Source organism: Azospira sp. I13 (assembly GCF_003112695.1).
Classification (GTDB): Bacteria; Pseudomonadota; Gammaproteobacteria; order Burkholderiales; family Rhodocyclaceae; genus Azospira.
The window spans coordinates 59618-82571 of record NZ_BFBP01000005.1 but is presented as its reverse complement, the minus strand read 5'-3'; the positions used below and the strand labels follow the sequence as shown (position 1 = coordinate 82571).

Genomic DNA, 22954 nt, shown 5'->3' with positions numbered 1-22954 from the left:
TGACAACGTGTCACATTCCGCTGCCCTTCCCCCTCCCCTAGCATCCCGGTCTTTTCAACCGGCGCCGACACCGTGTTCGGCCGCCCTTTTGATCGGACCGACATGCTGCACGCTCCCCTGCCCCGGGCCCTGCTCGCCCTTTCCATCCTGACGGCGTTCACGCCGCGGGCCAACGCCCAAGCCGTTACGCCCGCCGCTTCCGCTTCTCCCTCCACCCCCGCAACCGCCAAGGTCCTGGGCGAAGTGGTGGTGCGGGAGCAGGCTGCGCCCCTGGACCTGGTGCTGGAACGCAAGTCGGAAACCGGCAGCCGCCTGGGTCTCAGCATCAAGGAAACGCCGGCTTCGGTCACCGTCATCGACCGGGAAACCATCGAGCGCCGGGGCGCCGACAACACCCAGGAAATCCTCAAGGGGGTGCCCGGCATGACCGCCGCCTCGCCCCCGGGGGCTGCCGGCTCGGTTTATTACCGGGGTTTCTCCGGGGCCAGCCTGACCCAGCTTTTCAACGGCATCACCGTCCAGTACGACAGTATCGCGGCGCGGCCGGTGGATAGCTGGATCTACGACCGGGTGGAGGCCGTCGGCGGTCCCTCCTCCTTCCTCTACGGCGCCGGCGCCGTGGGCGGCACAGTGAATTACGTGACCAAGCTGGCCACCCGGGAAGGGGAATTCACCGAAGCCAAGGCCGGCTACGGCAGCTACAACGCCAGCCAGCTGGCCATTGGCACCAACCGCAAGCTGGGGGAAAGCAATGCCCTGCGCCTGGATCTCAACCGCAACAGCGCCCGCGGCTGGAGCGATGGCACCGAACGGGAAGCCTTGCAGCTGGCCGCTTCGCTGCTCACCGACCTGACGCCCCAGCTGAGCCATACCCTGGCCCTGGAATACCAGAAGGAAAACGTGGATCGCCCCTACTGGGGCACGCCTCTGCTCAAGCCGGCCCGGGATTCGGTGCGCATCGACGAAGGCACCCGCTTCAAGAACTACAACAGCCAGGACGGCGTGTATGAACAGACCGTGCAGTGGCTGCGCTCGGTGCTGGAATACCGGGTCTCGGACCATCTGCAACTGCGCAACACCCTTTACCACTACGACGCCCTGCGGGATTACCGCAACGTGGAAACCTACGCCTTCAACGCTGCCAACACCCGGGTCACCCGCTCTGGCGCCCTGCTGCAGCGCCACGACCAGGAGCTGAACGGCGACCGCTTTGAATTCAACTGGAATTCCCATCTCGGTTCCCTGCCCAGCGCCTGGGCCGGCGGCTTCGACTACAGCGTCAATCAGCAGACCCGCTTTCCCCTTTCCGTCAGCGGGCCCTTCGGCAACGTCAATCCCTATGCCTTCAGCACCGAGAATTTCTTCAGCCTGCCCGGCATGAAGCCCGGCTTCAACCCAGACCGCACCAACAAGGTCACCACCCTGGCCTTCTTCCTGGAAAACCGCACCCTGCTGACCCAGCGCCTCTCCCTGCTGACCGGCCTGCGGCAGGACAATATCGACCTGGAAGTGACCAACCACCGGGCCGCCAGCCCCACCAACCCGGCCTATTTCAAGCGCACCTACACGCCCCTCACTGGCCGGGCTGCCCTGGCCTACGACCTGACGCCCAACGCCAACGTCTATGTGCAATACAGCACGGCCGCCGATCCGCCTGCCGGAATTCTCACCACCGCTTCCTTCAGCCAGGTGCGGGATTTCGACCTGACCACCGGCAAGCAGTGGGAACTGGGCAGCAAGTTCTCCTTCGCCGGGGGCCAGGGCAACGGCTCCGTGGCCTATTACGAGATCACCCGCCGCAACATCGCCGTCAGCGACCCCAAAAATCCGGGCACCACCATTCCCGTGGGCCAGCAATCCTCCCGGGGCATCGAAGGCGCCCTGGCCTACCAGCTGACCAGCAGCCTGCAGGTTTCCGGCAACGCGGCCCTGGTGGATGCCCAGTACGACGACTTTACCGAGACCGTCGGCGGCAAGGCCGTGTCCCGCGCCGGCAACAAGCCCACCAACATCCCGGCCCGGGTCGGCAACCTGTGGCTGACCTGGAGCCCCCACGCCCAGTGGCGCTTCGGCACCGACCTGCGCTACGTGGCCGAACGCTACGCCGACACCGCCAACACCCTGAAGGACGGCAGCTACACCCTGGTGGGGGCCTTCGCCCAGTACAAGCTGGACAAGAAGACCACCTTCACCGCCCGCATCAAGAACCTGACGGACAAGATCTACGCGGAAAGCCTCTCCGGCACCAATCAGGTGTACCTGGGCGCCCCCCGCACCCTGGACCTGTCGGTGCAGACCAGTTTCTAAGCCCCCTTGGGCGGTCCGCCGGGTTCCCCCCGGCCCGGTGGACCGCCTTCTTTCCCGGATCTTCCGCCATTCATTTCCCAGCGCGACGTCTGCCGCATCCGTCAGGCCTCCGCCAGCAAACCGTCAGCCACACCGCCCAGGCAATTACACCCCGACCGCCCCATGAAACGCACCCTCTATCTCCTCCACCGCTGGCTGGGCATCGCCCTGTGCCTGTTCATGGCCCTCTGGTTCGTCTCCGGCGTGGTCATGATGTATGTGGGCTACCCCAAGCTTTCCTCCCAGGAACGGCTGTCCGCCCTGCCGCCCCTGGAGCCGCAACACTGCTGCAACGGGCTGTCGACGGCGCTGACCGAACTTGCCGGGCTGGCCGATAGCGGCACGCTGCGCAGCCTGCGCCTGACCACCCTGGGCAAGGACCCGGCACTCATCGCCGGACTGGAAAAGGGACGCTACCGAGTCTTTTCCACCGATGGCAGCCCCCGGGGCCCGGTCACCCGGGAGCAGGCCCTGGCCACCGCCCAGGCTTTCCGCCCCGGAGTGGCCGCCACCTATCTCGATCAGGTGGAGGAAGATGCCTGGAGCCATTCCAAGGCACTGGACAGCCACCGCCCCCTGCACCGCGTCGCCCTGGCCGATGCAGACGAAACCTGGCTCTACCTTTCCGGCAGCACCGGCGAGGTGGTGCGGGATGCCAGCGCCACCGAGCGCACCTGGAACTGGCTCGGCGCCTGGCTGCACTGGCTCTACCCCTTGCGCGGCGGGCTGCTGGACGCTTGGTGGACGGACATCGTCATCACGCTTTCCGTCGCCGCCACCGTGCTCGGCATTGTCGGTCTCTGGGTGGGAATACTGCGCTGGCGCCGCCGGCCCTACGCCTCCGGCAGCCGCAGCCCCTACCGCAATCCCTGGATGCGCTGGCACCACTGGCTGGGCCTGGGCTTCGGCCTCCTCAGCGTGACCTGGATCGCCAGCGGCCTGTTTTCGGTCAATCCCTGGAAAATGTTCGACAGCGCCGGCCCCCGCCCGGCCCCGCGCCCGGCATTGTCCCGGCCCGACGTTAGCAGCCTGCGGGAGCCGATGGCCCTAACCGATGCCCTGGGCCGCTTCCACGCTGCCGGCCTGGCCGCCAAGGAGGTGGAATGGACCACCTTGGCCGGCCGCAGCTACCTACTGGCCCGGGACGGCCAGGGCCACTCGCAGCTCCTCGACTGGCCCCTGCAGCGGGACGAACAGCCCTTCGCCGCCTTTTCGCAGGAAGCCCTGGCCCTCGCCGGCCAGGGCCTCCTGCCGGGTTACGGCGTGGTCGACCAGCAACTCCAGGCCGACTACGACTGGCATTACTACGCCCGGGCACCCCACAGCATGACCGGCCACATGGAGCGCCCCCTGCCGGTACTGCGCCTGACCTTCGACGATCCGGCCCACACCTGGCTATATCTGGACCCGGCCAGCGGCGCCGTGGTGCACCGGCTCAATGATGCCCTGCGGCTCAAGCGCTGGCTCTTCGCCCTGCTGCATAGCTGGGACTGGCGGCCCTTGCTGCAGCACCGCCCGGTATGGGATGTGCTGCTGATTGGCGCCAGCCTGGGGGGCTTCCTGCTCAGCCTGAGCGGCGCCGTCATCGGCTTCCGCCGCCTGCGCCGGCCTCTGCCCCGCCAGTAACCCTGGGACTGCGCCGGACTGGCGCAGACTGGTTGGGAGTGGGGTGGACTTGGGGTGGACTTGGGGCGGAATGGTTCGGACTGCCGCCGGATAGCACGGGGATGGCACAGGCCGGTCCCCCCGGATGCCCCAGGTTGGGGCATCTTTTTGTTGTTTTCTCCGCAGTCCCTCCCCCATTTGGTACCTTGCCGCCCCACTTTGCCGGGAAAAAATCCGGCGAATCAGGGAGAATCGCCGCCCAGCCTGAGCTGCACGACTCTTGCTTCGCAACGATCATCCCTTCCCCTGGAGCCGGGACCATGAACACCCTTTACCGTCTGGAAGTCACCCAGGACGCCAGCCCGCCGCCCGAAGGCACCCGCCGCCTCATCGACGGCCGGGAGCGGGTCTATTACGACGGCTACTGGATCAAGTCCTACCCCGTTCCGGCAGACTCCCTGGAGGCCAAGAAGCGCCTCATCGAGGCCCTCACCCGGCGCCTCTTCAACCACACCGAGCACGGCCTCAACATTCCCGGCAGCCGCCTGGCCGAGGCCCGGGCCACCTACCAGGGCGAGGCCGACCCGGCGCGCAAGCGGGTCAAGGGGGCCATGCTGGCCGGCGCCCTGTTCAACCGGGCGACGGACATTTTCCGCAAGCTGGTGGATTTGCAGGCGGACGGCATCGAGATCGGCAGCGACGACGCCCTGATGCGGGAATGCGGCAACTGTCTGATGGAAGCCATGGAGCTGGGCCGCTTCGTCCTCCACCGCAGCGGCGACGAAGGCATCGACGAGCTGTGGGGCGAGCCTTTCCGCGCCTTCTCCATTCCCGTGGAGGATTTCTACGAAAGCCGTTACATCAAGATCGGCCAGACCCTGCGGGATATCGACCGCATCGCTGCGGCCATGACCGCCACCCTCTGCCGGGTGCCCCTCTTCGCCGGCGCTGCCGGCCCCATCCGGGATTTTGCCGAAGCGGCCAAGATCAAGACCGAAACCCTGCGTACCGATCCGGAAATCTTCGATATTTGGTCGTCCCTGGTCACGGCGGGCGAGCGCCTGGCCCACTTCACGCCGGAACTGGCCGCCCCTCAGGGTTCGCCGGCCTACAGCGTCTCCGACGGCCTGCACCTGCTGCGCAACGGCCGGGACCTGATCGTGGACATCACCCGGGCCCGCACCCCCATGCCCAAGAGCACCCAGGAATACATCGCCCGCTGCCAGACCTATCGGGACACCGGCATCGCCCCCCTGGCGCCTTCCCCCCTGCCGGCGTAAGCCGCGTCGAGGGCTGGATGTACCGCTCCTGAGCAAAGGGGGGCAGGGAAACAAAAGGGGCCGAATGGCCCCTTTTCCTTGTGCGGCGTAGCTGTCCGATTCGTTCCAGCCCGCCCCAATCCGTCTTGATCCATGCGGTCTGGCTGCCCCTGGCAAGCCCACCTCGCCAGCCCCCGAGCGGGGCGGAAACGGGCAGCGCTCGCCCTCAGAGGGCAGCGGCTACGGCCTCTCCCATGGCCGTGGTATCCGCCGTACCACCCATGTCCGGCGTGCGCGGCCCTTGCAGCAGCACCTTCTCGATGGCGGCCAGCATGGCGTCGTGGGCGGCCGTGTAGCGGGCATCGCCGTTGCCGAGGAAGTCCAGCATCATGGCGCCGGACCAGATCATGGCCACCGGATTGGCGATGTTGCGGCCGTAGATATCCGGCGCCGAGCCATGCACCGGCTCGAAGAGGGAAGGAAAAGTGCGCTCCGGGTTGAGATTGGCCGAGGGCGCGATGCCGATGGTGCCGGCACAGGCCGGCCCCAGGTCAGAGAGGATGTCACCGAAGAGGTTGGAGGCCACCACCACGTCGAAACGCTCCGGGCTGAGGACGAAGCGGGCCGCCAGGATGTCGATGTGGTACTGGTCCCAGCGCACCTCGGGGTAGTCCGCGGCCATGGCTTTCACCCGCTCGTCCCAGTAGGGCATGCTGATGGCGATGCCGTTGGATTTGGTGGCGGAGGTGAGGTGCTGCTTGGGCCGCTTCTGGGCCAGGTCGAAGGCGTATTTGAGGATGCGATCCACCCCCTTGCGGGTGAAGATGGATTCCTGCAGCACCGTCTCCCGTTCCGTGCCTTCGTACATGCGGCCGCCAACGGTGGAATATTCCCCTTCGGTGTTTTCCCGCACCACGTAGAAGTCGATGTCGCCAGCCTGCTTGTTGGCCAGGGGGCACGGCACGCCGGGCATGAGGCGCACCGGGCGCAGGTTCACGTACTGGTCGAAGTCGCGGCGGAACTTGAGCAACGAACCCCACAGGGAAACGTGGTCCGGCACGGTCGCTGGCCAGCCCACGGCGCCGAAGTAGATGGCATCGAAGCCCTTCAACTGGTCGAACCAGTCATCCGGCATCATCTTGCCGTGTTGCAGGTAGTAGTCGCAGTGGGCCCAGTCGAAATGGGTGAATTCCAGGGCAATGTCGAATCGGGCCGCAGCGGCTTGCACCACCCGCAGGCCTTCGGGCATGACTTCCTTGCCGATGCCATCGCCAGGAATGACGGCGATGCGGTGGGGGCGGTTGGGATGCTGGGCAGGGGTGGGGTTCATGGTGAGTCTCCAGGTCGATGGCCGGCCCCGCAACGGCGGGGGCTTCATGGAGCGGCAGCATATCCCCAACCATTGAATCTACAATCCCGCCATCCGTAACTTCAAAAGACACGAATCGTGAACAATAAACCCCTCCTGGAAGACCTGCGCCTTTACTGCACCGTGGCCCGCAAGCAGGGATTTGCCGCTGCGGCCCGGGAACTGGGTACCTCCAACGCCTTCGTCAGCAAGCGCATCGGCCTGCTGGAAGAGGCCCTGCAGGTAAGGCTCCTGCATCGCACCACGCGCCGGGTCAGCCTCACCGACCAGGGGGAAATCGTGCTGCAGTGGGCCCAGCGCATCCTGGAAGACGTGGACCAGATGGCGGCGGAGGTTTCCAGTGAGCGCCTTTCCCCCCGGGGCCGGCTGCGCCTGTGCACCAGTTCAGGCTTCGGCCGCAACCGGGTGGCGCCGGCCCTCTCGGCCCTGGCCCGGGAGTACCCGGAGCTGGAAATCGAACTGGAACTCATGGACCGGCCGGTGGACCTGATCGAGGAAGGCTTCCACCTGGATATCCGGGTCGGCGCGGTGCGGGAATCCCATCTCATCACCCGCCGCATCGCCAGTAACACCCGGGTGCTGTGCGCAGCCCCGGATTACCTGGCGCGCTGGGGCGAGCCCCGGGCACTGGCCGACCTGCCCCGACACCGCTGCATCGTCATCCGGGAGCGGGACCAGGATTTCGGCCGCTGGACCTTGCAGGGGCCGCAAGGGGCGGAAACAGTGAAAGTGGGCGGCCCCCTTTCCGCCAACAACGGCGAAATCGCCCGCCAGTGGGCGGCGGACGGCCACGGCATCATCCTGCGCTCCGAGTGGGATGTGGGGCCGAGCCTGGCCCGGGGCGAACTGCGCCGGGTGCTGCCGGACTATGCCCAGGCGGCCGATGTATGGGCGGTGTATCCCTCCCGCCTGTCCACCTCGGCCAAGCTGCGGGTCTGCGTGGAGTTCCTGCAGAACTGGCTGCAGCGGGCCGACACGCAGCCCTGAAGCGGGGCGCCCGCAGCGCCGGACGGCCAGGGGGCCGGCCCCTCAGGCCGGATTGCCTTCCCGCATCTGCATGTGCTGGTGGTAGAGCGTGAGGTATTGCTCATCCACCTTCTTCAGCCGTTCGGCGGCCAAGCGGAAGAAAATCTGCAGCATTTTTGATTGCAGGGCGGTGGAGGCGTGGTGCAAGCGCTCATAGGAGAAGCGGCCTATGGTGACGTCGCTGGTGGAGGTGACGGTGGCGGCCCGCACCGTGGGGGTGGCCTCGGCAAAGGCCAGCTCGCCGAACAGGGTGCCGGGGGAAAGGCAGTTGATGAGCTTGCCCTCCTGGGTCACCTTGGCTTCCCCTTCCAGCAGCACGTAGAAGGAGCGGGCCGGCGCCCCCTCCTCCACCAGGATGGTGTTGGTCGGCACCCGGTGCCAGCGGGAAATGCGCAGCAGCTCCCACAGCTCGGCACCGTTCAGCTCCCCCAGCAGGGGAAGGCGGCTCAACTGATCGTGCAGCTCGCCCTGAGGCGGGGTACGGGCGCCGGCGGTGGTGTTGTTGAGGGTGCGGCGGCCCAGGCGTTGCAATTGCTCCCCCAGGGCGATCAGCACATGGGGCCAGCTTTCGTAGCGTTCCTCCAGGCTGCGGGCGATCATGCGGGCGGCAATGGCATCCAGCTCCGGCGGCAGGTCGTTGCGCAGTTCGGAAAGGCGGGGCGGCGTCCCGTTGAGGATCTGGTACATGAGGGCGGCCTGGGTCGGCGCCTCGAAGGGGTGGCGGGAGGTAAGCAGGCGGTAGAGCACCACCCCCAGGGCGTAGATGTCGGCCTGGGGGGTGATCCACTGACGGAACAGCTCCGGCGCCATGTAGGCCAGGGAGCCGATATCCAGCACCTGGGTGGACTCTTCCCCACCCTGGCTCCAGTAAGCAGCGCCGAAATCCCCCACCTTCACTTCGCCGGGTCCCACGTATTGCAGGTTGGCGGGCTTGATGTCGCGGTGGATGATGCCGGCGCGGCAGGCGTAATCCAGGGCGCTGGCGCACTTGTAGAGGATTTCCAGCACTTCCTCCACCGGCTTCAGGCTATCCGCCCGGGTAAAGGGTTCCAGGGTGCCCTTGGGCAGGTATTCCATGACCAGATAGGCGGTGCTCGGCGTCACCCCGGCATCGAAGACCGAGACGATGTAGGGGTGCTGCAGGGTGCCCGCCAGGTGCACCTCGTTGAGCCAGGCCTTGCGCACCTGGGGCTGCTGGGAATCCTCGCGGAAAATCTGGGCGTGGGCGATCTTCACCGCTACCTGGCGCTGGGAAAAAGTGTCGTCCGCCAGATAAACGACCCCGGTGGCCCCCCGGCCCAACTCCGAGCGGGGCTCGTAGCGGTGCAGCAGGCCTGCCTCGGTGAAGGCGGTGCGGATGGCATCGGGGGTCATGGTCACGGTCAGGAAGGGGAAAAGTGGGAAAGGCCCCGATGGTAGCCCGTCCTCCAGGCCGCCGTCATCTTCCCGAAGGCAGGAGATGCCTTGCCTTTTCCCCGATAACTGTACGAAAATACAGTTACCCAGCCCGAGGCACCCGCCATGATCAAACTGACCCCCCGCCAGCAGGAAATCCTGGAGTTCATCCGCAACCACCTGGAAACCCTGGGGGCGCCGCCCACCCGGGCAGAAATCGCCCGGGCTTTCGATTTCGCCTCCGCCAATGCGGCGGAAGACCATCTCAAGGCCCTGGCCAAGAAGGGCCACATTGTGCTCGAGCCCGGCTCGGCCCGCGGCATCCGCCTGGTGGAACAGCTGGGCCTGCCCCTGGTGGGCAGCGTCGCCGCCGGCTCCCCCATTCTGGCAGTGGAAAACGTGCAGGGCCGCTATTCGGTGGCGCCGGACCTGTTCCAGCCCCGGGCCGATTTTCTCCTCAAAGTGCGGGGCCTCTCCATGCTCGGCGCCGGCATCCTCGACGGCGACCTGCTGGCGGTGCATCGCACCACCCAGGTGCGGGACGGCCAGATCGTCGTCGCCCGTATTGCCGACGAGGTGACGGTGAAACGCTTCAAGCGCAATCTGGGGCGCATCGAACTGTTGGCGGAAAATCCCGATTTCGGCCCCATCCTGGTGGATCCTGCCCGGGAAGACTTCGCCATCGAAGGGGTGGCCGTGGGCCTCATCCGGGGCGGCTTCTCCGGCAGCCTGAGCTGAGGGCCGGCGCCCTCCGGGGCGCTGCCCGCAGTACCCGCCGGACGCCCTGCCGGGACGGAAGATTCTCCGCAGCCGGCTGCGGCCCCGTGCTACACTCCGCGCCTCGCTTCGCCGCTATCAGTCGCGGCGGTCGTCGAAATTCCCCCGGAATTCCTTGAGAAACAAGGAATTCTGCGTGATTTACCCCATCCCGTAGTTCGCCTCGACTGGTTCGTGCCGCTGGCACGCAAGGCCCAAGGGCTACCCCACCAGGAGCATCCATGCTGTTTACTGATCTCGGCCTTTCGGCCGAAATCCTGCGCGCTATTGCCGAGCAGGGTTACACCGAACCTACCCCCATCCAGCAACAAGCCATTCCCGCCGTCATGGCCGGCCGCGACCTCATGGCCTGCGCCCAGACCGGCACCGGCAAGACCGCCGGCTTCACCCTGCCTATTCTCCAACGCCTCGCCGAAGCTCCCCGCCGCGCCCCGACGCCTCTCAAGCCCCGCGTCCTGATCCTGGCACCGACCCGGGAACTGGCCCTGCAGGTGGAAGAGAGCGTGCGTACCTATGGCCAGCACCTGCCCTTCAAGTCCATGTCCCTCTTCGGCGGCGTCGGCATGAATCCCCAGGTGGCTTCCCTGCGCCGCGGCGTGGATATCCTGGTGGCCTGCCCGGGCCGCCTGCTGGACCACGTGAACCAGCGCACCCTGGATCTCTCCGCTGTGGAAATCCTCGTCCTCGATGAAGCCGACCGCATGCTGGACATGGGCTTCATCCGCGACATCCGCAAGATCCTGGCCCTGCTGCCGCCCAACGGCCAGCGCCAGAACCTGCTCTTCTCCGCCACGTTCTCTGACGAGATCAAGGATCTGGCCCGCAGCTTCCTGCACGACCCCCAGTCCATCGAAGTGGCTCGCCGCAATACCACCGTGGAAACCGTCGCCCAGACCATCATCCACGTGGACCGGGAGAAGAAGAAGGATGTGCTGCTGCACCTCTTCGAGAACCGCGGCTGGAACCAGGTGCTGATCTTCACCCGCACCAAGCACGGCGCCGATGCCCTGGCCCGCCGCCTGGACAAGGAAGGCATCCGCTCCGCCGCCTTGCACGGCAACAAGACCCAGGGCGCCCGAGTGCGGGCCCTCACCGAATTCAAGGACGGCAAGCTGGTGGCCCTGGTGGCCACCGACATTGCCGCCCGGGGTATCGACATCGACCAGTTGCCCTACGTGGTGAACTACGAGTTGCCCAACGTGGCAGAAGACTATGTGCACCGTATCGGCCGTACCGGCCGGGCCGGCGCCGAAGGGGAAGCCATTTCCCTGGTCTGCCACGAAGAGAAGGACAACCTGCGGGGTATCGAGCGCCTGATCAAGATGGATCTGGGCAAGGTCATCCTGCCCGGCTTCGAGCCCAGCGCCAATCCTACTCCGGCTCCGCCCCCCCAGAATCGTGGTGGCCAGCGCCAGGGTCAAGGCCAGGGACGCGGTGGCAACGGCAATAACGGCGGCCGTAACGGTGGCCGCGAGGGCTCCCGGGAAGGCGGCAGAAGTGGCGGCCAATCCCAGGGCCGGGGCCGCCCCCAGGGCGGCAATGGCGGTAATGGTGGCAACGGCGGCGAAGGCCGGCGCTTCGGCGAAAACCGGGGCCGCGGCAACAGCGGCAGCGGCGGCAACAGCGGGACCGGCGGCAACGGCCCGAGCCATCGCAACGGCAGCCGCCACCACTGAGCGACGGGGCCCCGCAGCCCCTCAATACCTGAGGCCCTAGCCTCAACCGAAACGCCGAAGACCTGAAAATCTTCGGCGTTTTTTTGGGTCAAACTGGCTAAACTGCACCTTTTTTCTCGCTGCCGACGCCCATGAAACTGACTCCCTGGTTGCTCGCTGCTTCCGCTGCCCTTTTCGCTGCCTGCCAGACGGTGCCCATCACCGGCCGCAGCCAGATGCAATTCCTTGGCGAAGGCCAGGAAATGCGCATGGGCCTGACCTCCTACCAGGACATCCTGAAGAAGGAGAAGGTGTCGGACGACCCCGAACTGAACGCCCAGATTCAGCGCGTCGGCCGGCGCATCGCCGCCGCCACGGGCAAGAATTACCAGTGGGAATTCAAGGTCATCGAGAACGACAAGACCATCAACGCTTTCTGCCTGCCCGGTGGCAAGGTGGCGGTCTATACCGGCCTGCTGCCGGTGACCCAGGACGATGCAGGCCTGGCGGCGGTGATCGGCCATGAAGTGGCCCACGCCATCGCCCGCCACGGGGGTGAGCGCCTGAGCCAGCAGATGCTGGTGGCCGGCCTGACCGCCGCCGTGGTGGTGTCCTCCAGCGATTCCCGCAAAGCCAACCTCTACGCCGGCCTGCTGGGCGCCGGAGCCGCGGTGGGCTACCTTCTGCCCTACTCCCGCCTGCAGGAATCGGAGGCGGACCGCATGGGCCTGGTCTACATGGCCAAGGCCGGCTATGACCCCCACGCCTCTCTGGAATTGTGGAAACGCATGGCGGAAGCCGCCAAGCGCGAAAGCAAGCCGCCGGAGTTCCTCTCCACCCACCCGGCCGATTCCACCCGCATCCGCCAGATCCAGGACTGGCTGCCCGAAGCGATGCAGTACTACAAGCCGGTGCCGGAAGCGGCCAAGCACGGGAAATGAGGGGCTGCTTTCCAGTCCCGGCGGCCCCCGCACAGCCCTGAATAGCCGGTTTTGCTATAGAATTTCCCCCTTTCCCCTACGCCGTACCGAAAATGCCCCAAACCCTCTATGACAAGCTCTGGCAGAGCCATGTGGTGCATGAAGAAGCCGATGGCACCGCGCTGATTTATATCGATCGTCATTTGGTCCACGAAGTGACCAGCCCCCAGGCTTTCGAGGGTCTGAAGCTGGCAGGCCGCAAACCCTGGCGCATTTCCTCCATCGTCGCCACGGCGGACCACAACACCCCGACGGACCACTGGGAAGAAGGCATCAAGGACCCGATCTCCCGTCAGCAGGTGGAAACCCTGGACGCCAACATCCGTGAAGTGGGCGCCCTCGCCTACTGGCCCTTCAAGGACATGCGGCAGGGCATCGTGCACGTGGTGGGGCCGGAAAACGGCGCCACCCTGCCCGGCATGACCGTGGTCTGCGGCGACTCCCACACCTCCACCCACGGCGCCTTCGCCTGTATGGCCCACGGCATCGGCACCTCCGAGGTGGAGCACGTGATGGCCACCCAGTGCCTGATCCAGAAGAAGTCCAAGTCCATGCTGATCCGCGTCGAGGGCAAGCTGGGCAAGGGCGTCACCGGCAAGGACGTGGCCCTGGCCATCATCGGCAAGATCGGTACCGCCGGCGGTACCGGCTACGCCATCGAATTCGGCGGCTCCGCCATCCGCGGCCTCTCCATGGAAGGCCGCATGACCCTGTGCAATATGGCCATCGAAGCCGGTGCGCGCATGGGTTTCGTGGCGGTGGACGACACCACCATCAACTATCTGAAGGACCGCCCCTTCTCCCCCAAGGGCGAGACCTGGGACAAGGCAGTGGCCCACTGGCGCACCCTGAAGTCCGACGAAGGCGCCACCTTCGACCGCGTGGTGGATTTGAAGGCTGAGGAAATCCAGCCCCAGGTGACCTGGGGCACCTCCCCCGAGATGGTGGTGGCCATCGGTGCGACCGTGCCCGATCCCGCCAAGGAAGCCGATCCGGTCAAGCGCGAAGGCATGGAGCGGGCCTTGCAGTACATGGGTCTGACGCCCAATCTGGAAATCAAGAAGATCGCCATCGACAAGGTCTTCATCGGTTCCTGCACCAACTCCCGTATCGAGGACCTGCGCGAAGCCGCCACCGTGGTGCGGGGCCGCCAGAAGGCCGCCAACGTCAAGCTGGCCCTGGTGGTGCCGGGCTCCGGTCTGGTCAAGCGCCAGGCCGAGGCCGAAGGTCTGGACAAGATCTTCATCGCCGCCGGCTTCGAGTGGCGCGAACCGGGCTGCTCCATGTGCCTGGCCATGAATGCCGACCGGCTGGAGCCGGGCGAGCGCTGCGCCTCCACCTCCAACCGCAATTTTGAAGGCCGTCAGGGCCCCGGCGGGCGTACCCACCTGGTCAGTCCCGCCATGGCTGCAGCGGCGGGGATCGCCGGCCACTTTGCCGACGTGCGTGACATTCTCTGAAGACCGAGGAGATTAGAGCCATGAAAAAACTGACCCTGATCGTCGCAGCCCTGGCCGTTCTGCTGGCCGGCTGCAACACCGTGCGCGGCATCGGCCAGGACATCGAAAAGGGTGGCGAGGCCATCCAGAAGGCGACCAAGTAATGCAGGCATTTACCAAACTCGACGGCCTGGTGGCCCCCCTCGACCGTAACAACGTCGATACCGACGCCATCATCCCCAAGCAGTTCCTCAAGTCCATCAAGCGTTCCGGCTTCGGCCCCAACGCCTTCGACGAGTGGCGCTACATGGATCACGGCGAGCCGGGCATGGACAACTCCAAGCGGCCCCTGAATCCCAATTTCGTGCTCAACCAGCAACGCTACCAGGGCGCTTCCGTGCTGCTGACCCGCAGCAACTTCGGCTGCGGCTCCTCCCGGGAGCATGCTCCCTGGGCCCTGCTGGATTACGGCTTCCGCGTGGTCATCGCCGAATCCTTCGCCGACATCTTCTTCAACAACTGCTTCAAGAACGGCATCCTGCCCATCGTCCTTCCCAAGGCCGAGATCGATGCCCTGTTCGGCCTCACCGAATACACCCCGGGCTTCAAGCTGGTGGTGGACCTGGAGCAGCAGAAGGTGGTGCGCCCCGACGGCCACGCCATCCCCTTCGAGGTGGATGCCTTCCGCCGCGAATGCCTGCTCAACGGCTGGGACGATATCGGCCTGACCCTGAGACACGCCGACAAGATCAAGGCCTTCGAGGAACGCCGCCGGGCTGAACAGCCCTGGCTGTTTTCCTGATCTTTTTTTGCCACAGAGGACACAGAGTTCACAGAGAGGAAGTTGCGGGATTGGCCTGTTGATGCAGGTTCCGTGATGCCCCAGGGGGTTTTACCTCTGTGTTCTCTGTGCCCTCTGTGGCCAAGTCCTTTAAGGTTCTGAAAATGAAAATTTGCGTTCTCCCCGGTGACGGCATCGGTCCCGAAATCATGGCGGAAGCCGTGCGTGTGCTGGAAGCCCTGAACCTGGGCTTTGAAATGGAAACCGCCCTGCTCGGCGGCTGTGCCGTGGATGCCACCGGCACCCCCTACCCGGAAGCCACCCAGAAGCTGGCCCAGGAAGCCGATGCCGTACTGCTGGGCGCCGTGGGTGGCCCCCAGTGGGACACCCTGCCCCGGGAGCAGCGCCCCGAGCGCGGCCTGCTGGGCATCCGCAAGCAACTCAACCTGTTTGCCAACCTGCGCCCCGCCATCCTCTACCCGGAACTGGCCAATGCTTCCACCCTGAAGCCCGAAGTGGTGGCCGGCCTGGACATCCTCATCGTGCGCGAACTGACCGGCGATATCTACTTCGGCCAGCCCCGCGGCATCGAGGAGCGCGAGATTGACGGCCAGAAGCAGCGTTTCGGCTTCAACACCATGCACTACAGCGAATCCGAAATCCGCCGCATCCTGCGCGTGGCCTTCGAAGCCGCCCGCAAGCGCAACAAGAAGCTGTGCTCGGTGGACAAGATGAACGTGCTGGAAACCACCCAGCTCTGGCGCGACATCGCCAACGAACTGGCCCCCGAATACCCGGACGTGGAACTCTCCCACATGCTGGTGGATAACGCCGCCATGCAGCTGGTGCGCAATCCCAAGCAGTTCGACGTGATGGTCACCGGCAACATGTTCGGCGACATCCTCTCCGACGAAGCCTCCATGCTCACCGGCTCCATCGGCATGCTGCCCTCCGCCTCCCTGGACGCCAACAACAAGGGCCTCTACGAGCCCTCTCACGGTTCCGCTCCGGACATCGCCGGCAAGGGCGTGGCCAACCCGCTGGCCACCATCCTCTCCGCCGCCATGATGCTGCGCTACACCTTCAATATGGAAGAAGCCGCCGTGAAGGTGGAAAACGCCGTGAAGAAGGTGCTGGCCCAGGGCTACCGCACCGGCGACATCTACGAGCCGGGCACCACCAAGGTGGGCACCAAGCAGATGGGCGACGCCGTTCTCGCGGCCCTCTGAGCATTCAGGGAAAACCATGAGGGCGGCGGAGTGGAAAAGCCCGCCGCCTGTGATACCGTTACATATTCGTTAATTAGTTCTTTACCCAAGGAAGCAGTGATGAAGCGAGTTGGTCTGGTTGGTTGGCGCGGCATGGTCGGTTCCGTCCTCATGCAGCGCATGGTGGAAGAAGGCGATTTCGCCCATATCGAGCCGGTGTATTTCTCCACTTCCAATGCCGGCGGCAAGGCCCCGGTGTTCGGTGGCAAGGAAGCCGCTGCGCCCCTGCAGGACGCCATGTCCGTGGACGCACTGAAGGCCTGCGACATCATCATCACCTGCCAGGGTGGCGACTACACCAAGGAAGTCTTCCCCAAGCTGCGGGCTGCCGGCTGGAACGGCCACTGGATCGACGCCGCCTCCGCCCTGCGCATGGCCGACGACGCCGTGATCATCCTCGACCCGGTGAACAAGAACGTCATCCAGGATTCCCTGGCCAAGGGCGGCAAGAACTGGATCGGCGGCAACTGTACCGTCTCCCTGATGCTGATGGGCCTGGGCGGCCTGTTCCAGAACGACCTGATCGAGTGGGCCACCTCCATGACCTACCAGGCCGCTTCCGGCGCCGGCGCCCAGAACATGCGCGAGCTGATCGCCCAGATGGGGGCCATCCACGCCTCCGTGGCCGACCTGCTGGCCGATCCGGCCTCCGCCATCCTGGAAATCGACCGCAAGGTGGCTGAAACCATCCGTTCCGACGCCTTCCCCAAGAAGAACTTCCGCAACACCCCCCTGGCCGGCAGCCTGATCCCCTGGATCGACGTGCCCGTGGAAAACGGCCAGTCCAAGGAAGAATGGAAGGGTGGCGCCGAATGCAACAAGATCCTCGGCAAGCCCGCTTTCCGTAGCGCCGGCTCCATCCCCATCGATGGTCTCTGCGTGCGTATCGGCGCCATGCGCTGCCACTCCCAGGCCCTGACCATCAAGCTGAAGAAGGATGCGCCCCTGGACGAGATCAGCGACATGCTGGCCAAGGCCAACCAGTGGGCCAAGGTGGTACCCAACGAGCGCGAGATTTCCGAGCGCGAGCTGACCCCCGCCGCCGTCACCGGCACCCTCACCGTGCCCGTCGGCCGTCTGCACAAGATGGCCATGGGCCCCGAGTACCTGGCTGCCTTCACCTGCGGTGACCAGCTGCTGTGGGGTGCTGCCGAGCCCCTGCGCCGCATGCTGCGCATCCTGCTGGAAGCCTGATCCCCCGGCCGGATATTCCGGTGACAAAAAAGGACGCCTGCGGGCGTCCTTTTTCATTCATAGTCGGTGCTTAATCATCCATGGCCCATGGGCCATAGCCCCAACTCATGGCCAGCGGAGTGGCGCCGGGTGACGGTCATGGCGATGACGAGGGAAACGGTGCTGGGGAGAGAGGATGCTAACCCGCCCTGCCCTGAGAGGCAGCAGGGACGCGGCTTGGCACTCGCCCCAGCTGCCAAGGCGCATCCCGCCTGCCCGGCGCGGCAGGGGGTGGCAAGAATGGCGCCCCTATTGCCGCTCAGGGCAGGTGTTGCGAAGGTATTGAAGTAGCGGGAAGAAACCGCTCCCCTCCCCGGATTCCGGCTGGAGGGAAACGGCGTGGCCCCGTGCCTGGGATGCTCAGGCCGGGCTGGCCGGAATGCGCGGGGTGGCGCACTGCACGTCACCACACTGGGCGCGGTGGCGCAGGGCGTGATCCATCAGCACCAGGGCCAGCATGGCCTCGGCAATGGGCGTGGCGCGGATGCCGACACAGGGGTCGTGGCGGCCTTCGGTGGCCACTTCCACGGCATTGCCCTGCAGGTCCACGGAGCGGCGCGGCTGGGCAATGGAAGACGTGGGCTTGATGGCCATGTTCACCACGATCTCCTGACCCGTGGAAATCCCCCCCAGCACGCCGCCGGCATGGTTGGAGAGGAAGCCTTGCGGGGTGATTTCGTCGCCGTGTTCGCTACCCTTCTGGGCCACGGAAGCAAAGCCGGCGCCGATCTCCACGCCCTTGACGGCGTTGATACCCATCATGGCGTAGGCGATTTCCGCATCCAGACGGTCATAGACCGGCTCGCCCCAGCCCGGAGGAACCCCGGTGGCGGTGACGGTGATCTTGGCGCCGACGGAATCCAGGGACTTGCGCAGGGCATCCATGTAGGCCTCCAGCTCCGGCACGAGGGCGGCGTTGGGGGCGAAGAAGGCATTGCCATCAATGTCGGCAGCGCTGACAAAGGGAATCTCGATGGGGCCCAGGGCGCTCATCCAGCCCCGGATGCCGATGCCGTAGCGTTGCTGCAGCCACTTGCGGGCAATGGCGCCAGCCGCCACGCGCACGGCGGTTTCCCGGGCGGAGGAGCGGCCGCCGCCGCGATAGTCGCGGAAGCCGTATTTCTGGGTGTAGCCGTAATCGGCATGGCCGGGGCGGAAGGTCTGGGCGATGTTGCCGTAGTCCTTGCTGCGCTGATCCTGGTTGCGGATCAAGAGGCCGATGGGGGTACCGGTGGTTTTGCCGTCAAAGACGCCGGAGAGAATCTCGACGGTGTCCGGCTCCCGACGCTGGGTGACGTGGCGGGAAGTGCCGGGCTTGCGCCGGTCCAGTTCGGCCTGAATGTCCGCCTCGGTCAGTTCCAGTCCGGGAGGACAGCCATCCACCACGCAGCCGATGGCCGGGCCGTGGGATTCGCCGAAGGAAGTCACCGTAAACAGGGTGCCGAAAGTATTGCCGGACATGGGCGTCAAAACCTTGTGCTGGAAAGGTTTCGGAGTTTATCACAGGGCCGGGGGCGGCATCCGGCGGGGCCGCCCCGCAGGCGGGGTCAGGCGGCGGTTTTGCCTTCCAGCGCTTCCCAGCGTTCGAGCAGCGCCAGCAGCTCCTCGTCGATCTCGCCCAGACGGGCGGAAAGGCGCTGGGCTTCCTGGGGGTCGCGCTGGTACAGGCCCGGGTCTTCCAGACGCTGGCTGATGCCGGCCTGCTCCGCCTCCAGTCCGGCAATGCGGTCCGGCAGGGCTTCCAGTTCCTTGGTTTCCTTGTAGGAAAGCTTGACCGGCTTGGCCTTGGCGCCCTTCTCTTCCTTCGGCGCCGCAGCTTTTTCTTCCCGGGCCTGGGCCTTGGCGGCTTCTGCTTCGGCGGCCTGGCGCTTCTGCTGGTAGGCCGCCCAGTCGCTGTAGCCACCGGCGTACTCGTGCCACACGCCGTCGCCTTCGGCGGCGATGGTCTGGGTTACCACGTTATCGAGGAAAGCCCGGTCGTGGCTGACCAGGAACAGGGTGCCCGGGTAGTCCTGCAGCAGCTGTTCGAGCAGCTCCAGGGTTTCGATATCCAGGTCGTTGGTGGGTTCGTCCAGCACCAGCACATTGGCCGGACGGGCGAAGAGCCGGGCCAGCAGCAGGCGGTTGCGCTCGCCGCCGGAGAGGGACTTCACCGGCGAACGGGCCCGCTGTGGCGCGAAAAGGAAGTCGCCCAGGTAGCTGATGACGTGCTTTTTCTCGTTGCCGATTTCCACGTAGTCGGAGCCCGGGGAAATGACGTCGGCCAGGGCGGCTTCCTCGTCCAACTGGCTGCGGAACTGGTCGAAATAGGCCACTTCCACCTTGGTGCCCTGGCGCACCGTGCCCTCGTCGGGCTGCAGTTCGCCCAGAATGAGGCGCAGCAGGGTGGTCTTACCAGCACCGTTGGGGCCGATCAGGCCGATCTTGTCGCCGCGCATGAGGCGGGTGGAGAAATCCCGCACGATGGTGCGGTCGCCGTAGCGTTTGGTGACATGCACCAGCTCGGCCACCAGCTTGCCGCTCTTTTCGCCGGCATCCAGGTTCAGTTCGACCTTGCCCTGGCGATCCCGCCGGGCCGCCCGATCCCGCCGCAACTGCTCCAGGCGCAGCACCCGGCCTTCGTTGCGGGTGCGCCGGGCTTCCACGCCCTTGCGGATCCACACTTCTTCCTGGGCCAGAAACTTGTCGAACTTGGCATTGACCACTGCCTCGTCGGCCAGCATGCGCTCCTTGCGCTCCTGGTAGGTGGCGAAGTTGCCGGGAAAACTCACCAGCTGGCCCCGGTCCAACTCGACGATGCGGGTGGCCAGGCGGTTGAGGAAGGCCCGGTCGTGAGTGATGAAGAGCAGGGTGACGTTGGCTTCAACGAGCAGATTTTCCAGCCAGGCGATGGCCCCCACGTCCAGGTGGTTGGTGGGTTCGTCCAGCAGCAGCACTTCCGGCGCCACGGCCAGGGCCTGGGCCAGGGCCAGGCGCTTCTTCTGGCCGCCGGAAAGGCCGCCCACCCGGGCCTCCGGGTCCAGGGAAAAGCGCTGGATGGCGGCTTCGGCCTGGGCATTGACGGCCCAGGCACCCCGGGCTTCCAGGTCGGTCTGCAACTGGTGCAGGCGGGCCAGCAGGGGCTCGTGGTCGGCCCCCTCTTCTGCCAGGCGATGGGAAACCTCGTGGTACTCGGCCAGCAGCACCGAGGTATCCCCCATGCCCCCCACCACGGCCTGAAAGACGCTCTGTTCCGGGTCGAAGGGCGGCTCCTGGGGTACGTAGCCGATGCGCGCGCCGGGCTGGCGCCAGACCTCGCCATCGTCCAGCCCGCCCTGGCCGGCCAGGGCCTTGAGCAGGGAGGATTTGCCGCAGCCGTTGCGACCGATCAGGGCCACCCGTTCGCCGGGGTCCAGCTGGAAATCGGCGTGGTCCAGGAGGGGCACGTGGCCGAAGGCCAGGCAGGCGGATTTGAGTTGCAGATAGGGCACGGGCGGACGGGGGATAAGAGGAAGGCCGCTATTGTAGCCTTGCCGCCAGCTCCATGACGCCACGGAAAGGAAAACCCCGGCCGGAGCCGGGGTTCAGAGTCATGCCGGGGCGCCAGGACCCGGGGCAGGAGTTCAGACCTTGAAGCGCTGCAAGGCCAGCTGAAGCTCGTTGGAAAGCAGTTGCAGGTTCTGGGCCGAGGCCGTGTTCTGGGTGGAAGAGGCGCTCCCCTCCTCCGCCATCTGGGCGATCTGCTCCACCATGCGGGCGATTTCCTGGCTTACCACGCTCTGCTCCCGGGTACTGTCGGCAATATCCCGCACCGTGGAGACCGAACGGCTGGTGTTGGTATCGATCACTTCCAGGGCCTGGCCGGCTTCCCGGGCCCGGACCACGCCGGCTTCCACCTGCTGGCTGACCACCTGCATGCCCAACACGGCGCTCTGGGTTTCGCTGGTGATGGCCGAAATGGTGTTGGCGATTTCCTGGGTGGACTGGCTGGTGCGCTCCGCCAGCTTGCGCACTTCATCCGCCACCACGGCGAAGCCCCGGCCCTGTTCACCGGCCCGGGCCGCCTCGATGGCGGCGTTGAGGGCCAGCAGATTGGTCTGGTCGGCGATTTCCTTGATCACGCCGACGATGCCGGAAATCTGCTGGGAACGCTGGCCCAGGCTTTCGATCACCTCGGCGGAGCGGCCGATATCCCCAGCAATGCGCTCCATTTCCTGCTCGTTTTCCTGGACGATGCGGCGCCCCAGATGGGCGGATTCAGCAGCCTCTTCGCCGATGTGGGCCGCATCGCCGGCACTGGAGGCGACATGGGAAATGCTGACGGACATCTGCTCCACTGAAGCCGCCATGCCGGAGGCCGACTGGGACTGCTGCTCGGCGGCCTCCATGGCGTTGCGGGAAGCACTTTCCACTTCCGCAGCAGCCTGGCCAACCCGGCTGGCAGCAGTAGAAATCTCACCCACCAGGCTGCGCACGCTGGCCGCGGTGACATTGAGGGAATGCCCCAGCCGATGGATTTCGTTGTCGCTGCGAGCATCGGCCTCAGCCACGCTGATGGTCAGGTCGCCGCTGCCCAGGCGGTCCATCTGGCGCATGAAATCAGCCAGGGGCCCCAGGCGCTGGCGCACCAGGAAAAAGATGACAGCGCAGGAGAGCAAGGCGGAAATGGCACTGGCAATGATGAGAAAATCGCGCAGCTTCAAGCTTTCCTCAAGAAATTCATCAAGCCAGGCCGCCCCCACCAGACGCCAGCCCCAGCGCTCTGAAGTTGCTGCGACGCCGAGTTTTTCCCGCAGCCGACCGGTTTCATCGGCAACGCTGTAGCGCAGCAGGCCATCAGGCCCCTTGACCACCTTGGTCAGGCTGTCCCGGGCTTCCGCAGCGGCGCCTTCCAGGGTCTTGCCCTGCAGGGTGGGGTGGACGACAAATTCGGCGACAGTCTTCTCGTCCTGGGTTGGCCGGGCGATATAGACATAGCCGGTCTTCGCCACCTTGATATTGGAAAACAGCTCCCGGGTGCGGGCCAGTTCCGTATCCAGCTTGATGCGCACGGAAAGGCCGCCGAAGACCTTACCTTCCGGCGTCTTCAGGGCCTTTACGGTGCTGAAGAAATAAGCGCCGTTGCGAATCACCAAGCCGGCGTAGTCCTTGCCCTGGAGGATGGCCTTGCTCACCGGGTCGTCGGCACCCAGGGGCACGCCATCCATGTAGGCACCATCCTTCTTCAGCAGGGTGGCAGCCCGGTACAGCTTGCCATCGTGGATCACCAGGACGGCGGCATCTTCACCCGTCAAATCCTGAAAATTCTGCAGCAGGCGATGGTTGTTGTTGAAAACTTCATTGCCGACCCGGATCACCGGCAGCTCCACACCGCCAGAGGCCACCATGCCCTGGCCCAGGGTCACCTCCCCGGGCAACTGGCGCTTGAAGAAGCCGGCTTGCCGCTCACCCCGGGCCAATACGCCCTCGAACATGCTGTCCAGCACATCGCCGAGGATGTGCATCTGTTCCTTGAGGTCGCTCTCGGCCAGCTGGATGGAGGACTTGGCGGCCATGGAGGTGGCCAGGTAGGTCATCACCGAAAATATGGCGATGAGCAGGGCGGCGGCCGCCATGATGATCTGTCGGGCAATGGGCTGCCGCTGGTAGGCTTGGGGCATGGGGTTATCCTCTTCTTTGAAATGGCTGCCCGGCAAGACCGGGGCTGGCTGATGACGGAGGTTTTACGAATGTTGCCAATCTAATACCGGGATCATACCGCAGCCACCACCCACCAACCCAGGGCTTCGGCAGGATCAAAGCCATGAATTCACCCGCTGTACGGCCATCTACGTACAATCAC

The 22954-nt window shown here is 65.6% G+C and carries 17 protein-coding genes; 12 read left to right on the top strand and 5 right to left on the bottom strand.

The window, feature by feature from the left end; all coding sequences use genetic code 11:
• Nucleotides 1-102 precede the first annotated feature (102 nt).
• From AZSI13_RS05815 to AZSI13_RS05805, 3 genes are all read left to right on the top strand, one after another.
• Nucleotides 103-2307: a TonB-dependent siderophore receptor gene (locus tag AZSI13_RS05815; protein WP_109040239.1), complete on the top strand. Its 2205-nt coding sequence runs from the start codon at nucleotides 103-105 to the stop codon at nucleotides 2305-2307.
• 162 nt (nucleotides 2308-2469) lie between these two features.
• Nucleotides 2470-3972 (top strand): PepSY domain-containing protein, encoded by a 1503-nt coding sequence (locus tag AZSI13_RS05810; RefSeq protein WP_109040238.1) that lies wholly within the window; start codon nucleotides 2470-2472, stop codon nucleotides 3970-3972.
• Nucleotides 3973-4271: 299 nt separating this feature from the next.
• Nucleotides 4272-5231, top strand: a complete 960-nt coding sequence (locus AZSI13_RS05805; RefSeq protein WP_109040237.1) for a hypothetical protein — start codon at nucleotides 4272-4274, stop codon at nucleotides 5229-5231.
• A gap of 205 nt (nucleotides 5232-5436) precedes the next feature.
• Here the strand turns inward: AZSI13_RS05805 and AZSI13_RS05800 are convergent, their stop codons facing one another.
• Complete coding sequence (locus tag AZSI13_RS05800) at nucleotides 5437-6540, bottom strand: tartrate dehydrogenase (RefSeq protein WP_109040236.1); 1104 nt, start codon at nucleotides 6538-6540, stop codon at nucleotides 5437-5439.
• A gap of 117 nt (nucleotides 6541-6657) precedes the next feature.
• On the opposite strand from AZSI13_RS05800, the gene AZSI13_RS05795 reads away from it, so the two are divergent.
• Entirely contained in the window at nucleotides 6658-7566 is a 909-nt protein-coding gene (locus AZSI13_RS05795) for a LysR family transcriptional regulator (RefSeq protein WP_109040235.1), read from the top strand.
• Between the two features lie 42 nt (nucleotides 7567-7608).
• Here AZSI13_RS05795 and AZSI13_RS05790 read toward each other — a convergent pair whose 3' ends face one another.
• Nucleotides 7609-8979: a protein kinase gene (locus tag AZSI13_RS05790; protein WP_109040234.1), complete on the bottom strand. Its 1371-nt coding sequence runs from the start codon at nucleotides 8977-8979 to the stop codon at nucleotides 7609-7611.
• Between the two features lie 147 nt (nucleotides 8980-9126).
• Here AZSI13_RS05790 and lexA point away from each other — a divergent pair, with 147 nt between their 5' ends.
• The 8 genes from lexA (at nucleotide 9127) to asd (ending at nucleotide 17094) form a co-directional block, all read left to right on the top strand.
• Entirely contained in the window at nucleotides 9127-9738 is a 612-nt protein-coding gene (gene lexA / locus AZSI13_RS05785) for a transcriptional repressor LexA (protein ID WP_109040233.1), read from the top strand.
• A gap of 260 nt (nucleotides 9739-9998) precedes the next feature.
• On the top strand, nucleotides 9999-11453 hold the full coding sequence (locus AZSI13_RS05780) for a DEAD/DEAH box helicase (protein ID WP_109040232.1): 1455 nt from the start codon (nucleotides 9999-10001) through the stop codon (nucleotides 11451-11453).
• Between the two features lie 131 nt (nucleotides 11454-11584).
• Nucleotides 11585-12373, top strand: coding sequence for a M48 family metallopeptidase (locus AZSI13_RS05775; RefSeq protein ID WP_109040231.1), 789 nt, complete (start codon nucleotides 11585-11587; stop codon nucleotides 12371-12373).
• Nucleotides 12374-12465: 92 nt separating this feature from the next.
• The gene (leuC, locus tag AZSI13_RS05770; RefSeq protein WP_109040230.1) at nucleotides 12466-13872 is read left to right on the top strand and encodes a 3-isopropylmalate dehydratase large subunit; all 1407 of its coding nucleotides are present in this window, start codon (nucleotides 12466-12468) and stop codon (nucleotides 13870-13872) included.
• A 20-nt stretch (nucleotides 13873-13892) separates the two neighbouring features.
• Nucleotides 13893-14015 (top strand): entericidin A/B family lipoprotein, encoded by a 123-nt coding sequence (locus tag AZSI13_RS05765; protein ID WP_109040229.1) that lies wholly within the window; start codon nucleotides 13893-13895, stop codon nucleotides 14013-14015.
• Nucleotides 14015-14653: a 3-isopropylmalate dehydratase small subunit gene (leuD, locus tag AZSI13_RS05760; protein WP_109040228.1), complete on the top strand. Its 639-nt coding sequence runs from the start codon at nucleotides 14015-14017 to the stop codon at nucleotides 14651-14653. The genes AZSI13_RS05765 and leuD overlap by 1 nt, the downstream gene beginning before the upstream one ends.
• 143 nt (nucleotides 14654-14796) lie before the next feature.
• Nucleotides 14797-15861, top strand: coding sequence for a 3-isopropylmalate dehydrogenase (gene leuB / locus AZSI13_RS05755; protein WP_109040227.1), 1065 nt, complete (start codon nucleotides 14797-14799; stop codon nucleotides 15859-15861).
• Between the two features lie 99 nt (nucleotides 15862-15960).
• Entirely contained in the window at nucleotides 15961-17094 is a 1134-nt protein-coding gene (asd, locus tag AZSI13_RS05750; protein WP_109040226.1) for an aspartate-semialdehyde dehydrogenase, read from the top strand.
• Between the two features lie 399 nt (nucleotides 17095-17493).
• Here the strand turns inward: asd and aroC are convergent, their stop codons facing one another.
• The 3 genes from aroC to AZSI13_RS05735 all read right to left on the bottom strand — a co-directional run bounded on the left by aroC (nucleotide 17494) and on the right by AZSI13_RS05735 (nucleotide 22772).
• Nucleotides 17494-18594, bottom strand: coding sequence for a chorismate synthase (aroC, locus tag AZSI13_RS05745; RefSeq protein ID WP_109040225.1), 1101 nt, complete (start codon nucleotides 18592-18594; stop codon nucleotides 17494-17496).
• Between the two features lie 86 nt (nucleotides 18595-18680).
• A complete protein-coding gene (locus tag AZSI13_RS05740; RefSeq protein WP_109040224.1) occupies nucleotides 18681-20603 on the bottom strand; it encodes an ATP-binding cassette domain-containing protein in 1923 nt (640 codons plus the stop codon).
• 132 nt (nucleotides 20604-20735) lie between these two features.
• Nucleotides 20736-22772 carry a methyl-accepting chemotaxis protein gene (locus AZSI13_RS05735; RefSeq protein WP_109040223.1) on the bottom strand — a complete coding sequence of 679 codons (2037 nt, stop codon included), beginning with the start codon at nucleotides 22770-22772 and terminating at the stop codon, nucleotides 20736-20738.
• Between the last annotated feature and the right edge of the window lie 182 nt (nucleotides 22773-22954).